Raw genomic sequence first — 12,890 nt, 5'->3', positions numbered from 1 at the left:
GGGCAATCAGCTACCGAGGACGCAGAACTGACCGCTCGTGAGGTTCAGTGCCAATGACAGCGGGCCGACACAATCGACACCCCGTGCCTCCGAGGTGGCTCCGGATCCCCACCCGGCGAGTGCGAGAGTCGTCTGTCCTGCGTCGGCCCACGAGTGAGCGATTCCTCCGCCGAGTGCCAGTGCGTAGGCCGTGCCCGCATTCTTGCTCGCTCCGAGTGCGACGCCATAGCCGTTGGCGTAGGTGGTCGTCGCGCCGGGGCCGTCGTTGACGCTCACTGCGGTGCCGCTGTCGGCAGCACCTGCGGTGGCCCGTCCGGTGCCGTTCGAGGTAGCTCCGCAGCTGGCGGTGTCATCGACCTGGATGTCGTTGGCCGACGGCGGAGACACGCAGTTGACGGGGGCTGCCGACGCGGTGGCCGTGCCCGACAGGGCTGCGACGGTCAGTCCGGAGCCCATCGCGAATATTGCTGCGGTGCGGGCAATTCGACTGCCGAACCGACTCGACGTGCGCGCGGAGGAGGAGGTGGAGGACGAGAGGCGGGGTAGGGAAACAGAGAACAACAGGAAGCTCCTTCACGAGCGAAAACGGGCCGGTGCGGCACACGGTACCCCGCTCTGGGACTCCATGGCAGCAAGCAGGTGCGGATTGTGTAACGGTGCCGCCGGCATCCGGTGACGGATCGTCGTAGAAGTCCGGTTTCTCGTACCCCGACTGCAGCTGTCGTGGCCGCCCGATGCATGTTCGGGTCGCTGTCGTGCGCCGCCTCCGATTCTTCGAGGTCTGTTCCGCCGCTTTACTTTTCGGTGGGCGAGGCAGGTCCGGAGCTCGCGTTCGAGATGGCGAGCGACTCCGAGCGTCGGTGGTCCTCGACACCGTCCGAACGAAAGCAAATCGTTACCGGGCGGCTCTCGATCCGCGCCGGACGGCATGCATTCCGGCCGATAGTTCGAGGCTACCGCCAGCCCGATCCGGTACCTGGGCGAACTCGACAGGTCGGTGTCACAGAAGAACTACCTCTCGGGCCGGGTCGATTTGTCGACCCTCACAAAGAGTTTCACCTTTGACAAGAAGGCGCACGGGCGACACCCGGCAGCTTCCGGAACGCAACGCGGGCCGCGCTCCCGTGGTTGCCGGCATCGCAGCGGCCGGCTACTGAGCCGTCCGGTTCCGGCAACGATCGAAAACCTGACTTCACGATTGTCACGGACCGGTGGCACCGCCGTACGTTGCAATCTTGTATTCGGTTGCCACCAGCGAGAGTTGCAGTTCGCGGATCCGTCGTCGGACGTTGTCTCGATGCCGGGCGAGCATGTCGAGTCGTTCCGGAACGGTGTGTTCCCCGCCGTCCACCAGTTCGACGTAGTGCTGCAGGTCGCGCATGGGCATCCCCGACAACCGCATGCGGGTGAGGAACACGATCCGTCGGACGGCCGCATCGTCGTAGCGCCGATGGTCGAGTCCGTCGCGAGCAACCTCGATCAGGCCGCACCGCTCGTAGTACCGCAGCGTGTGTGGGGAGATATCGAGCAACTCCGCGACCTCGGCGATGCCGAGGGGTTCGGAGAGTTCGCCGGGTTCGATCAACTCGTGAACCAGTTCGACGGTCAGCGGTGCCTCCGAATCCGCAACGGCCGCCAGCGCCCTGTTCATCAAGTCCGTCGTCGCCATGAGTACAGAAGATAGTCCGGGAGCAGCCGTCAGACCGGGCGGACGGATTCGGGTACACCCGGGAAGTCCGCGCTGGATGACAGTTCGGCGTAGGTCTCCACAGACACCAGTTCACGACGGTACGACTCGCGCAGCCGTCGGACGGCCTCGCGTCCGAGAGGAATACGCAGCGGAGCGGACTCTGCCCCGACCAACTGACGGATGACGAGAGCCGCTCGGTGCGGGTCGCCTTCCTGCCGACCGTCGGCCGCGAGCATGTCCGCCCTGAAATCGCCGAGAAGGTCGGCGTACACCTCCACGGGTGTGGCGCGTTCGAGCACGTCGGCACTGTTGAAGGCGGTCCGGAAGCGGCTCGGCTCGACGATCAGAACTCGAATCCCGAACGGTGCGACCTCGCCGGCCAGTGCCTCCGACCAGCCCTCCAACGCAAATTTTCCAGCGGAGTACGAGCCCGCACCAGGGAACGAGATGCGGCCGCCCTGGCTGCTCATCTGCACGATCGTGCCGGTGCCTCGCGCGCGCATTCCCGGCAGCACGGCGCGGGTGAGAGCGGCAGGACCGACCACATGCTGTTCGAGCATGTCCCGCAACCGGGCGTCGTCGATTTCCTCGGCGGAACCGATCTGTCCGACGCCACCGTTGTTGACGAGTACGTCGATCCGTCCGAACCGGCTGATTGCCGCCTCGATCACGGCGGGCGCGGACCCGGTGTCTCGGACATCGAACTCGATCGGCAGTAGCGACTCCGGATACTCGGCGAACAGGTCGTCGATGCGTTCGGGGCGACGCATCGCCGCGACCACGGTCTCGCCTGCTGCCAACGCGGTCTCGGTCAGAGCGCGCCCCAGACCGGAGGATGCCCCGGTGACGAGCCATGTTCGTGGTGGAGTAGGTGTTCGAGTCATGAAACGCACGCTATGACTTCGAGCGCGCTCGAACGCAAACCCGTCAGACGCTGCCCTGATAGCCGTGTTGCCGCCAGGCCTCGTACATCGTGACCGCCGCCGCGTTGGCCAGGTTCAGTGATCGACGGCCGGGGATCATGGGGATTCGAAGTCGATCGGTCACGTGTGGGTCGTCCAAGACGTCGTCGGGCAATCCGGTGGGTTCCGGCCCGAAGAGAAGGACATCGCCGGGTTCGTACGCGACGTCGGCGTAGGACCGGGTCGCGTGGGCGGTGAAGGCGAACACACGCGTCGGAGCCATCGCTGACCAGGCCGACGGCAGGTCGGCATGCACCGTCACCGACGCCAGATCGTGGTAGTCGAGCCCGGCCCGCTTGAGCTTCGGTTCGGACATGTCGAAGCCGAGCGGGCCCACCAGGTGCAGTTCGCAGCCGGTCCCGGCGACCAGGCGAATCGCGTTTCCGGTGTTCTGTGGGATGCGGGGCTCGAAGAACATGAGTCGAAACACCCGGTTCACTCTGCCATCACGAACCCGGGAAGTATGGGGCAGGTGGACGACGAACAGACGATCGGTGAGGACTTTTCCGACACGCGACTGGACGGGCAGGAGTGGACCGGCAGGCAATTCGTGCGGTGCACCTTCCGCGACGCGGACATGAGCGGCGTCCGAACCGAGTCGGTGGTGTTCACCGAATGCGACTTCACCGGCACCGACCTGACCGAATCGATTCACACGAACTCCGCATTTCGATCGTGCACCTTTACTCGTACCAATCTGCAGCACAGCACTTTTCGTCACTCGACCATGATGGGGTCGATGTTCGTCGACAGTCGCATGCGTCCAGCGACGTACGACGAGGTCGACTTCACCCTCGCGTCACTGGGCAACGCGGACCTTCGGGGCCTCGATCTGACGGGATGCCGGATGCGGGAAGCGAACCTTGTCTCCGCAGACTTTCGGAAGGCCACTGCACGCTCGGTCGATTTCACAGGTGCCCGTACCGTCGACGCGAAGTTCGACGATGCCGATCTGCGCGGAGCCGTCGCCGACGCATCGCTGTGGGTGGGCGCGAGCTTGCGCAACGCGAAGATCGAACTGATGCAGGCCGTGGCGCACGCGGGAGCACACGGGCTCGTCGTCGAGGGCTGACGGCGGTGACCGGACCGGCGCGCCGCTGCTGACGCCGAACCTGGAACAATGACCGGGTGACTGCAACGATTCTCGATGGCAAAGCGACCCGTGACGAGATATTCGTCGATCTCACCGCCCGCGTGGCGACGCTGCGTGAGAAGGGCATCACCCCGGGTCTGGCGACCGTGTTGGTAGGCGACGATCCCGGTTCGGCCGCGTACGTCCGGGGCAAGCACAACGACTGCGCCAAGGTCGGCATCACCTCGATTCGTCGAGACCTGCCTGCGGACATCACCCAAGCGGATCTCGAAGCCGTCATCGACGAACTCAATGCCAACCCCGATTGCACGGGTTACATCGTCCAGCTGCCGTTGCCGAAACATCTCGACGAGAACGCTGCCCTCGAGCGAATAGATCCGGACAAGGACGCGGATGGTCTGCACCCGATCAACCTCGGCCGTCTCGTGCTCGGCAAGGAGGCCGCACTGCCGTGTACGCCTCGCGGGATCGTGCATCTGCTCCGCCGGTACGACGTCGAGCTCGACGGTGCGCACGCGGTGGTCATCGGCCGCGGTGTTACGGTCGGGCGACCCATCGGCCTGCTGCTCACGAGACGATCGGAGAACTCGACGGTCACGTTGTGCCACACCGGAACTCGTGATCTGGCGGCCGAGGTATCACGCGCAGACATCGTCATCGCCGCTGCCGGGGTGCCCGGATTGATCACTGCGGACATGGTCAAGCCCGGCGCTGCCGTGCTCGACGTCGGGGTGACCCGCACCGAGGACGGACTGCGCGGCGATGTCGCCGACGGTGTCGCGGAGGTGGCCGGATTCCTGTCGCCCAACCCCGGCGGCGTCGGACCGCTGACGCGGGCCTTCCTGCTCACCAATGTCGTCGAGCGCGCCGAACGCGTCGCCGCCGAGAGCTGAGCGAACCGGACGTGAACGACACAGAGGATGCGCGGAGCGAGCCCGACGCGGGATTTCGCGCGGCAGTTGCGCGCAACCTACCGATCGTCGCAGTCTCGGTCGTCGTCCTCGCCGCGCTGATCCTGGTGCTGGCCGATCGCTGGCGGCGCGGTTCGTTCATCTTCGGGTGCGCCGCGCTGCTCGCAGCCGTGTTGCGGCTGTGCCTACCCGAAACCCGTGTCGGCACACTGCAAGTACGCAGCCGCGGGTTCGATGTGCTGGCGCTGGGCTGCGTCGGCGGAGCGATCGTGTTCCTGTCGCTGTCGATCGATCCGTTGGGAACCGACTGACTCAGGGCCGACGCGCCGGTCCGGACAAGAGCGGCGTCAGCGTCGTCCGAGGCGGGCCAGCTCCATCGTCTCGGCGAGCAGCTTCGCCACCGAATCGGCCTCGGTGAGGAAGCCGTCGTGTCCGTCACGAGACTGGATCACTTCGAGTCCGCGGCACTGGGGGAGTTCGCGAGCGATCTCCTTCTGCAGTCGAAGCGGATACAGCCGATCGGAATCGACTCCGCCGACGATGGTCGGAACAGCTGTGGACGCAAGGGCTTCGGCCACTCCGCCGCGGCCGCGGCCCACATCGTGGCGGTTCATCGCCTCGCTGAGCAGGACGTACGTCGCAGCGTCGAACCGGTTGACGAGCTTGGCAGCCTGATGCTCGAGGTAGCTCTGTGCGGAGTATCTGCCACCGGCCCACGGGTCTTCGTCGTTCTGCGGTGAGTTTGCGAACCTGATGTCGAGTTCGCTCTCGGTCCGGTACGTCAGGTGCGCGATGCGCCGAGCGATGCCGAGTCCGGCCGTCGGCGATGTGCCGGCGTCGTGATAGTTGCCACCGAGCCATCCTGGATCTGCCTTGATCGCGGCGATTTGAGTTGTCTGCGTACCGATCTGGTCGGCAGTTGCCCTGGCACCGACCGCGAGGACCAACGCGGCAGCCACTCGGTCGGGATGGCCCACGATCCATTCGAGTGTGCGCATCCCGCCCATCGAGCCGCCGACGACGGCTGCGAACCGCTCGATTCCGAGGACGTCGGCCACGGCCGCCTCGGCAGCGACCTGATCGCGGATGGAGATGTCCGGGAAGCGAGACCCGTAGGGCGTTCCGTCGGGAGAGACGCTGCTCGGGCCCGTGGTACCGCCGCAGCCACCGAGCACGTTGGTCGCCACGACGCACCACTCGTCGGTGTCGATGGGGCAGCCGGGACCGACCATTCCGTTCCACCAACCTGGCAGAGCGTGATCGGCGTCCGGCGGACCGGACACATGCGAGTCCCCGGTGAGGGCGTGTTCGACCAGCACGACGTTGCTGCGGTCGGTGGCGAGTTCGCCCCACCGCTGCACCGCGACGGTGACCTCGGGGATTCGCGCCCCGTTCTCGAGATCGAGACCGCCGATGTCGATGGTTCCCAACCGCCCGTCCGGAGACGGAAGAACCGCCTCCGGACGAACGCCTGTGTCGCAGCTGTGACTCAAGATGCCGCCGCGCTGAATCCGACCTCGAGATCGGCGATGATGTCGTCGATTCCTTCGATGCCCACGGCGAGACGCACCAGGCCGGGAGTGACGCCCGATGCCAGTTGCTCTTCGGGGGTCAGCTGGGAATGCGTGGTGGATGCGGGGTGGATGACGAGTGAACGCACGTCTCCGATGTTAGCGACATGGCTGTGCAGAGTCAGAGCGTCGACGAACTTCTTGCCCGCGTCCACACCACCCTGCAGCTCGAACGCGATGATCGCGCCCTGGCCCTTCGGCAACAATTCCTGCCCGCGCTGGTACCACGGGGACGATTCGAGTCCGGCGTAGTTGATCGAGACGACATCCTCGCGTCCGGCGAGGAAGGCTGCCACCTTCTGAGCGTTCGCCACATGCCGCTCGATCCGCAGGCTCAATGTCTCCAGACCCTGACTGATGAGGAAGGCGTTGAACGGCGAGACCGCAGCACCGATGTCACGCAACAGTTGAACGCGTGCCTTCAATGCGAACGCGGGCGCACCCAGATCGGCGAACACGACGCCGTGGTAGCTGGGATCCGCGGTGGTGAAGTTGGGATGACGGCCCTGCGTCCAATCGAAGGTGCCACCGTCGACGATGACGCCCGCGATGGCCGTTCCGTGCCCGCCGAGGTACTTCGTCGCCGAGTGCACCACGATGTCGGCACCGTGCTTCAGCGGCTGCAACAGGTACGGCGTCGCCACGGTGTTGTCCACGATCAGCGGGATGCCGTTCTCGTGGGCCACTGCCGAGATCCCGGGGATGTCGAGAATGTCGTTCTTCGGGTTGGAGATCGACTCGCCGTAGAAGGCCTTGGTCGACGGAGTGATCGCGGCGCGCCACTGCTCGAGGTCGTCGGGATCGTCGACGAACGAGACGGTGATGCCCAGCTTGGGGAGTGTGTAGTGGAACAGGTTGTACGTGCCGCCGTAGAGGCGCGGGCTCGAGACGATGTGGTCGCCTGCTTCCGCGAGGTTGAGAATCGCGAACGTTTCGGCGGCTTGACCCGACGCCACCAGTAGTGCCGCAACGCCGCCCTCGAGTGCGGCGATGCGCTGCTCGACGACATCCTGCGTGGGGTTGATGATGCGGGTGTAGATGTTGCCCGGCTCGGCGAGACCGAACAATGCAGCCGCGTGATCGGTGTTGTCGAACGTGTACGAGGTGGTCTGGTAGATCGGCAACGCGCGAGCGTTCGTGGTGCCGTCCGGGGTCTGACCGGAGTGGATCTGCTTGGTCTCGAAGCTCCACTCGGCTGAGGGGTCCGTGAACGGATCCTCGGTGGGAGCTCCGGTGGCGTCGACGACGTCTGGGGTCGAATCGGTCATGGCTGGTGATACTCCGTTTTCTGAGACGAGTCTGTCTAAGACGAATCGAATGTCGAATGAAGCTCGAGAAGTCGAGCGCTACGGGGCGTATCGGTACAGCAACACATGAGAGAACCTCCTGACAGGCTTCGGACCCTGAGGACCGAAGGTTCAGTGGGTCCGCTTCCTGCGGACCCGCGCTTGTCGATCCGGCACTGGCGTGCCGGATCGGCCTGGTCGTTCACCCGGGGCACCCCACCGCGGTTGGAGGGTTGCCGGCCAGCAAGCCGGGGCTCGATGCTGGCACTCATGACCTGGCGAAGATCTTAGCGGGTACGGCAGTGCCGCAGAAAGAAGGGCTCGGATAGAGCTCGAGCAGATGCTCTGGTGAGCACAATCACCACGGGGAAACTCGAAAGCTCGTCGATTCGAGGAAGACAATGGACTGCAGGCGCGTTCCCTACGGGGTCATGCCACCGTCGCGGTCGCTCGCCGACCCGATGTTCTTGCTCGTTTCCCCTGATGCATACGAAGGTAGTACCGCTGTGACTGTCACCGATTCCGCTCTGTCCCGAGTCAGCGCTGTGCGCGGCAAGGTGTCGAGTGGCCTGAGTGTCAGTCACCGACCGCACTCGACCCGCCGCAAGCTCGCGATGTTGGCGCTGTCCATCGGCGGATTCGGGATCGGCACCACGGAGTTCGCGTCGATGGGACTGCTGCCGGACATCGCGACGACGATGGGGATCTCCGAGCCCTCCGCGGGCCACATGATCTCCGCGTACGCGCTCGGTGTGGTCGTCGGAGCACCGACCATCGCGGCCCTGGCTGCTCGCGTTCCGCGCCGGATGTTGCTGCTGGCACTGATGGTGGCCTTCACCCTCGGAAACCTCGGCACCGTCTTCGCACCCAGCTTCAACGAGTTGGTGGCCTCGCGGTTCGTCGCAGGTCTGCCTCACGGTGCGTACTTCGGTGTGGCGGCCCTCGTGGCTGCCCACCTCGCCGAACCGGGCAAGCGAGCCAAGGCCGTCGCGATGGTGATGATGGGACTCTCGGTGGCCAACGTCGTCGGCGTGCCGGTGGCGACCTGGATCGGGCAGGCGCTGGGATGGCGCAGTGCATTCACTCTCGTGGCGGTCATCGGTGCCCTCACCGTCGCCGCACTCGTCCTCTGGATGCCACGACTCGACGCCATGCCGACCACCAGTCCCATCACCGAGCTGGGCGCACTGCGCCGCAGCCAGGTGTGGATGACCCTGTTCGTGGGCATCGTCGGATTCGGCGGCATGTTCGCGGTGTACACGTACATCGCGTCGACTCTGACCGACGTCGCCGGTCTCGCCCGCGCGCTCGTTCCGGTCGCCCTGATGATCTACGGACTCGGAATGGTCGCCGGAAACTATGCCGGCGGATGGCTTGCCGACCGGTACCAGCTCAAGGGCACCTTCGTCGGCCTGGCCGCAACGGCCGTGTCCCTGGCCGTGTTCGTGGTGGCGGCACACAATCCGGTGACCGCGCTGCTTCTCGTCTTCCTGATCGGGGCGTCCGGCTCGTCGGTGGTCCCGGGGCTACAAACTCGTTTGATGGATGTTGCGGAGGACGCTCAGACGCTCGCCGCGTCGCTCAACCACGCAGCGTTCAACCTGGCCAACGCCATCGGAGCGGCAGTCGGTGGAGCCGTGATCGCCGCAGGCTTCGGCTACACGGCACCCGCCGCCGTCGGCTCGGGCCTGGCGGTGGCCGGTCTCGGTGTGCTGGCAACCGCCATGTGGATGGACAAGCGTTCCGCCGCATAGAAGCGCCCAGAGCCCAGTGGCGTAGGGCCGGTCACCGTATCCCGACGCGATGTAGAACTTCGGCCCCAACCTTCACCGAACCTCCACATTTCCCGACGGGCTCCTCCACGTGCGCCCTCTAGGGTCAGTTCTCATGAGCCGCACAGTTCTTGTCGTCGACGACGAGCCCACGATCTCCGAGGCCGTCGCCGCTCGGCTGCGCGGCGAGGGGTACGAGGTCGTCACCGCCGCCGACGGCCCGTCTGCCGTCGACGCGTGCGCCCGGATCGATCCCGACGTGGTGGTGCTCGATCTGATGCTGCCCGGGTTCGACGGGCTCGAAGTGTGCCGCCGTATCCAGGCCTCCCGCCCGGTCCCGGTGCTGATGTTGACCGCCAAGTCCGACGAGACGGACATGCTCGTCGGCCTGGGCGTCGGCGCGGACGACTACCTGGGTAAGCCGTTCAGTATGCGCGAGTTGGTCGCTCGCGTGCATGCCCTGGTTCGGCGTGCCGAGCGTTCGGTGGCTGCAGAACCCCTCGCGGTTCGAGTCGGTGACGTGCAGATCGATCACCGGGAACGGCGGGTGACCAATTCCTCCGGTGACATTCACTTGACCAGAACAGAATTCGACATTCTCGCCTATCTTGCCGCTCGGCCGCGCACTGCGGTCTCGCGCGAGACGCTGCTGTCGGAACTGTGGGGCTGGGACGATTCGGCCAGCAGTAGGACGGTCGATTCTCACGTGAAAGCGTTGCGTCGCAAACTCGGTGGCGAGCTCATCCGCACCGTGCACGGCGTGGGCTACGCCGTGGAGTCGCCGCGATGACGCGCATGCTGCCGCGCCCGTTGGATCCGTTGCGGTCGTTCAAGCTCAAGGTCTCGCTCGTCGTGGGCATCGTGCTTGTGCTCGCGAGTGTCGTCTTCTGGATCGGGGCGGGCTGGCAATTTCGCTACACCCTCCTTGCCGCGCTCGTCGTGTCCTTGGTCGCAACACAATTCGTCGCCCACGGGATGACGTCACCGCTGCGCGAGATGACCTCGGCCGCCACAGCGATGGCGCGAGGCGACTATTCGACGCGAGTGCGGGCAACGTCCAGGGACGAGGTGGGCGAGCTCGCGACGGCGTTCAACACCATGGCGAGTGATCTGGAAGCCGCCGAGAAGTACCGCCGCGAACTCATCGGCAACGTCTCGCACGAGTTGAAGACGCCCATCGCTGCCCTGCGTGCCGTGCTCGAGAACATGGTCGACGGGGTGACCGACGCGAATCCCGCGACACTGTCGGTGGCGCTGCGCCAAACCGAAAGACTCGGAGACCTGGTCAGCGAACTGCTCGACCTGTCGCGGGTGGAGGGCGGTGTGCTCACCATCGACCCGGAGGAGTTCGCGGTGCGGCAATTCCTCGAGGATGCGACCTCCGTTCACCGAGAACGAGTGTCGATCGTCGTCTCGCCGGGCGCTTCGACAGTCGTGGCCGACCGATCTCGCATGACACAGGTGATCACCAACCTCGTCGACAACGCCGTGCGGCATTCCCCCCATGCGAGCACCGTGACGCTGCGGGCCCATCGAATCGGCGGAGCGTACGCATTCGACGTCGTCGACCAGGGCCCGGGCATCGCGCTCGCCGATCGCCATGCGGTGTTCGACCGATTCACTCGCGGCGGATCCACCGACGGCGGAACAGGTCTGGGTCTCGGCATCGCCCGCTGGGCCACCGAACTGCACGGCGGAACCATCGAGGTTCTCGACAGCGAATTCGGCTGCCACATCAGAGTGGCCATCCCCGAGCACTGACTTTCTCGATCCATCCGAACCGCGACTGCACGTTCCCGGACCGCAGCCGCTGACCTTCCATGCCCGAAACACAGAAAAGGAAGCGCCATGACCACGATCGACACTCCGATTCATCCGACAGCGAAGCACGGTCACTCTTTTTGGGGGCCTCGCACCTGGCCGGTGTTGCGGTATGCGCAGGCCCCCCGTGTGGCACTGGTCGGGTCCGCTGTTGCCGGGCTCATCGGAGCAGTGACTTTGGTGGACAACACGTTCGGTGTGCTGATCACTGCCCTGGCCTTCGTGATCGTTGTGCTCGCAGCGCGCAGTGGCAGGCTCTCGCGGTGGGAATGGGCAGGGGTGGCAGGAGTGCTGGCATTGGCGAGCGTGTCTGCGCTGCGAGCGGCCGAGTGGATCGTGACGATGTCGACGACGCTCGCCATCGTGGTCGCAGTGGTGGTGCTCTCCCGTGCCTGGACGTGGACGGGAATCGCACTCGGCGGTCTACTACCGGTGTTTCTGCCGGTGCGCGTGGCTCGGTGGACCGGGCGCGGAGCCGGTTCGATCGATCTGGAGGGGCCACGGCCGGTGCGGATCGGCATGGTCTCCATTGTCACGATCGCGCTCCTCGTCGTGTTCGCAGCGTTGTTCGGTGCGGCCGACAAGCGTTTCTCGGATGCGCTGGGCGCGGTGACACCCGAGTTCGATGCCGCGTCCGTCGTCGGTCGCATTCTCGTTTTCCTGCTCACCGCAGCAGGTGCGCTCGCCGTCGCCTACGTCGCGCTGCATCCGCCTCGGTTCGATCGCCTCGCACCGACGCCGCGTCGAACAGTGCAGTTGTGGGAGTGGATGGTTCCTCTCGGGGCGGTGGTGGCCCTGTTCGTCGTGTTCGTCGGGTTCCAGGTGCCTACGCTGTTCGGTGGGCAGGGGCACGTCCGCACCACCGAGGGGCTGACCAACGCCGAATATGCCCGGCAGGGCTTCTGGCAATTGCTCGCGGTCACGGTACTGACACTGCTCGTCATCGCGGTCACGGTCGCGAAGGCTCGGCGAGAAGACCGGGGAGATCGAATTGCGTTGCGGGCGTTACTCGGAGCGCTGTGCCTGCTGTCGTTGGTGATCGTTGCGTCGGCCCTGCATCGAATGTCGTTGTACGAGCAGCAGTACGGCTACACGACGCTGAGGTTGTTCGTCACGGCCGTCGAGTGGTGGCTGGCATCGGTGTTCGTACTGGTTCTGGTGTCGGGCGTGCGGATGTCGGGGCGCTGGCTACCGAGAGCTGTGGGAGTCGGTGCGGTTCTCACCGTGCTCGCGCTGGCGGCTCTGAATCCGGATGCGTACATCGCACGGCACAACGTGGAGCGATTCGAGCAGACCGGACGTATCGATGTCTTCTATCTGAGTGGGTTGTCGTCCGACGCCGACGCGGAACTGGATCGATTGCCAGACTTCACGCGAGCGTGTGTACAAGGCCGCGGCGTGGTGCGAGTGGGCAACACATGGCAGTGGTGCACAGACCCGTCGATATCTGTACCCTGAGCAACGACTCGGGTTCGGTGACACGTCAGGGAGGTGCGGGATGAGATATCAGAGCATGGTCGTCACGTCGCTGCTTCTCGTGTCGCTGTACCTGACGATGCCGACCGCAACCGCAGACGTGGCGCTGATCCTCGTCGCGGCGCTGGCAACGCTGATGGTGCTCGCGCACCGGGTCGATGTGCCGGCACTGCTGCGCCTACTGCCGAATGTCGGCCCCACCGCAGAGGAACGCCACCGTCGAGGTGCGTTCCGGCGTCAACATCGCCCGGATGCTCCGGGCCGCCCGCAACCCCGCGCACCCGGTGCACTGGTGGGGGCACTGTAAC

Annotated in this window: 14 protein-coding genes and 1 riboswitch; of the genes, 8 read left to right on the top strand and 6 right to left on the bottom strand. The window is 65.5% G+C overall.

Features of this window, described 5'->3' with window-relative positions:
• Window positions 1-6 precede the first annotated feature (6 nt).
• The 4 genes from AABD04_RS15840 to AABD04_RS15825 form a co-directional block, all read right to left on the bottom strand.
• Window positions 7-561, bottom strand: a complete 555-nt coding sequence (locus AABD04_RS15840; RefSeq protein ID WP_243608188.1) for a DUF6764 family protein — start codon at window positions 559-561, stop codon at window positions 7-9.
• A gap of 640 nt (window positions 562-1,201) precedes the next feature.
• Complete coding sequence (locus AABD04_RS15835) at window positions 1,202-1,669, bottom strand: MerR family transcriptional regulator (RefSeq protein ID WP_341441746.1); 468 nt, start codon at window positions 1,667-1,669, stop codon at window positions 1,202-1,204.
• Window positions 1,670-1,698: 29 nt separating this feature from the next.
• Window positions 1,699-2,574, bottom strand: coding sequence for an SDR family NAD(P)-dependent oxidoreductase (locus AABD04_RS15830; protein ID WP_341441745.1), 876 nt, complete (start codon window positions 2,572-2,574; stop codon window positions 1,699-1,701).
• Between the two features lie 43 nt (window positions 2,575-2,617).
• Window positions 2,618-3,082, bottom strand: coding sequence for a tRNA (cytidine(34)-2'-O)-methyltransferase (locus AABD04_RS15825; RefSeq protein ID WP_243608185.1), 465 nt, complete (start codon window positions 3,080-3,082; stop codon window positions 2,618-2,620).
• A gap of 33 nt (window positions 3,083-3,115) precedes the next feature.
• On the opposite strand from AABD04_RS15825, the gene AABD04_RS15820 reads away from it, so the two are divergent.
• From AABD04_RS15820 to AABD04_RS15810, 3 genes are read left to right on the top strand one after another with little or no spacing between them, the layout of a single operon-like run.
• Entirely contained in the window at window positions 3,116-3,724 is a 609-nt protein-coding gene (locus AABD04_RS15820) for a pentapeptide repeat-containing protein (RefSeq protein ID WP_341441744.1), read from the top strand.
• 56 nt (window positions 3,725-3,780) lie between these two features.
• Window positions 3,781-4,638 (top strand): bifunctional methylenetetrahydrofolate dehydrogenase/methenyltetrahydrofolate cyclohydrolase, encoded by an 858-nt coding sequence (locus AABD04_RS15815; RefSeq protein WP_341441743.1) that lies wholly within the window; start codon window positions 3,781-3,783, stop codon window positions 4,636-4,638.
• 11 nt (window positions 4,639-4,649) lie between these two features.
• Entirely contained in the window at window positions 4,650-4,967 is a 318-nt protein-coding gene (locus AABD04_RS15810) for a DUF3017 domain-containing protein (protein WP_243608182.1), read from the top strand.
• A gap of 36 nt (window positions 4,968-5,003) precedes the next feature.
• Here AABD04_RS15810 and metX read toward each other — a convergent pair whose 3' ends face one another.
• Both metX and AABD04_RS15800 read right to left on the bottom strand, forming a co-directional pair.
• A complete protein-coding gene (gene metX, locus AABD04_RS15805) occupies window positions 5,004-6,152 on the bottom strand; it encodes a homoserine O-acetyltransferase MetX (protein WP_423228238.1) in 1,149 nt (382 codons plus the stop codon).
• Window positions 6,146-7,495, bottom strand: coding sequence for a bifunctional o-acetylhomoserine/o-acetylserine sulfhydrylase (locus AABD04_RS15800; protein WP_243594811.1), 1,350 nt, complete (start codon window positions 7,493-7,495; stop codon window positions 6,146-6,148). The genes metX and AABD04_RS15800 overlap by 7 nt, the downstream gene beginning before the upstream one ends.
• 171 nt (window positions 7,496-7,666) lie before the next feature.
• Window positions 7,667-7,789, bottom strand: a riboswitch (SAM riboswitch).
• Between the two features lie 338 nt (window positions 7,790-8,127).
• Here AABD04_RS15800 and AABD04_RS15795 point away from each other — a divergent pair.
• From AABD04_RS15795 to AABD04_RS15775, 5 genes are all read left to right on the top strand, one after another.
• Window positions 8,128-9,267: an MFS transporter gene (locus AABD04_RS15795; RefSeq protein WP_341443078.1), complete on the top strand. Its 1,140-nt coding sequence runs from the start codon at window positions 8,128-8,130 to the stop codon at window positions 9,265-9,267.
• A 133-nt stretch (window positions 9,268-9,400) separates the two neighbouring features.
• Window positions 9,401-10,075 (top strand): response regulator transcription factor, encoded by a 675-nt coding sequence (locus AABD04_RS15790; protein WP_341441741.1) that lies wholly within the window; start codon window positions 9,401-9,403, stop codon window positions 10,073-10,075.
• Window positions 10,072-11,046, top strand: a complete 975-nt coding sequence (locus AABD04_RS15785; RefSeq protein WP_341441740.1) for a HAMP domain-containing sensor histidine kinase — start codon at window positions 10,072-10,074, stop codon at window positions 11,044-11,046. The genes AABD04_RS15790 and AABD04_RS15785 overlap by 4 nt, the downstream gene beginning before the upstream one ends.
• Before the next feature lie 87 nt (window positions 11,047-11,133).
• Entirely contained in the window at window positions 11,134-12,564 is a 1,431-nt protein-coding gene (locus AABD04_RS15780; protein WP_341441739.1) for a DUF4153 domain-containing protein, read from the top strand.
• Between the two features lie 40 nt (window positions 12,565-12,604).
• Window positions 12,605-12,889: a DUF6412 domain-containing protein gene (locus AABD04_RS15775; RefSeq protein ID WP_341441738.1), complete on the top strand. Its 285-nt coding sequence runs from the start codon at window positions 12,605-12,607 to the stop codon at window positions 12,887-12,889.
• Window position 12,890 lies beyond the last annotated feature (1 nt).

The organism is Rhodococcoides navarretei (assembly GCF_038069675.1).
GTDB classification, from domain to species: domain Bacteria; phylum Actinomycetota; class Actinomycetes; order Mycobacteriales; family Mycobacteriaceae; genus Rhodococcoides; species Rhodococcoides navarretei.
This window is presented reverse-complemented; position numbering and strand designations above follow the sequence as displayed.

Coding starts and splice junctions, on each gene's coding strand:
- AABD04_RS15835 (WP_341441746.1), bottom strand. CDS start 1,669: ATGGCGACGACGGACTTGATGAACAGGGCGCTGGCGGCCGTTGCGGAT.
- AABD04_RS15830 (WP_341441745.1), bottom strand. CDS start 2,574: ATGACTCGAACACCTACTCCACCACGAACATGGCTCGTCACCGGGGCA.
- AABD04_RS15820 (WP_341441744.1), top strand. CDS start 3,116: ATGGGGCAGGTGGACGACGAACAGACGATCGGTGAGGACTTTTCCGAC.
- AABD04_RS15800 (WP_243594811.1), bottom strand. CDS start 7,495: ATGACCGATTCGACCCCAGACGTCGTCGACGCCACCGGAGCTCCCACC.
- AABD04_RS15795 (WP_341443078.1), top strand. CDS start 8,128: ATGTTGGCGCTGTCCATCGGCGGATTCGGGATCGGCACCACGGAGTTC.
- AABD04_RS15790 (WP_341441741.1), top strand. CDS start 9,401: ATGAGCCGCACAGTTCTTGTCGTCGACGACGAGCCCACGATCTCCGAG.
- AABD04_RS15785 (WP_341441740.1), top strand. CDS start 10,072: ATGACGCGCATGCTGCCGCGCCCGTTGGATCCGTTGCGGTCGTTCAAG.
- AABD04_RS15780 (WP_341441739.1), top strand. CDS start 11,134: ATGACCACGATCGACACTCCGATTCATCCGACAGCGAAGCACGGTCAC.
- AABD04_RS15775 (WP_341441738.1), top strand. CDS start 12,605: ATGAGATATCAGAGCATGGTCGTCACGTCGCTGCTTCTCGTGTCGCTG.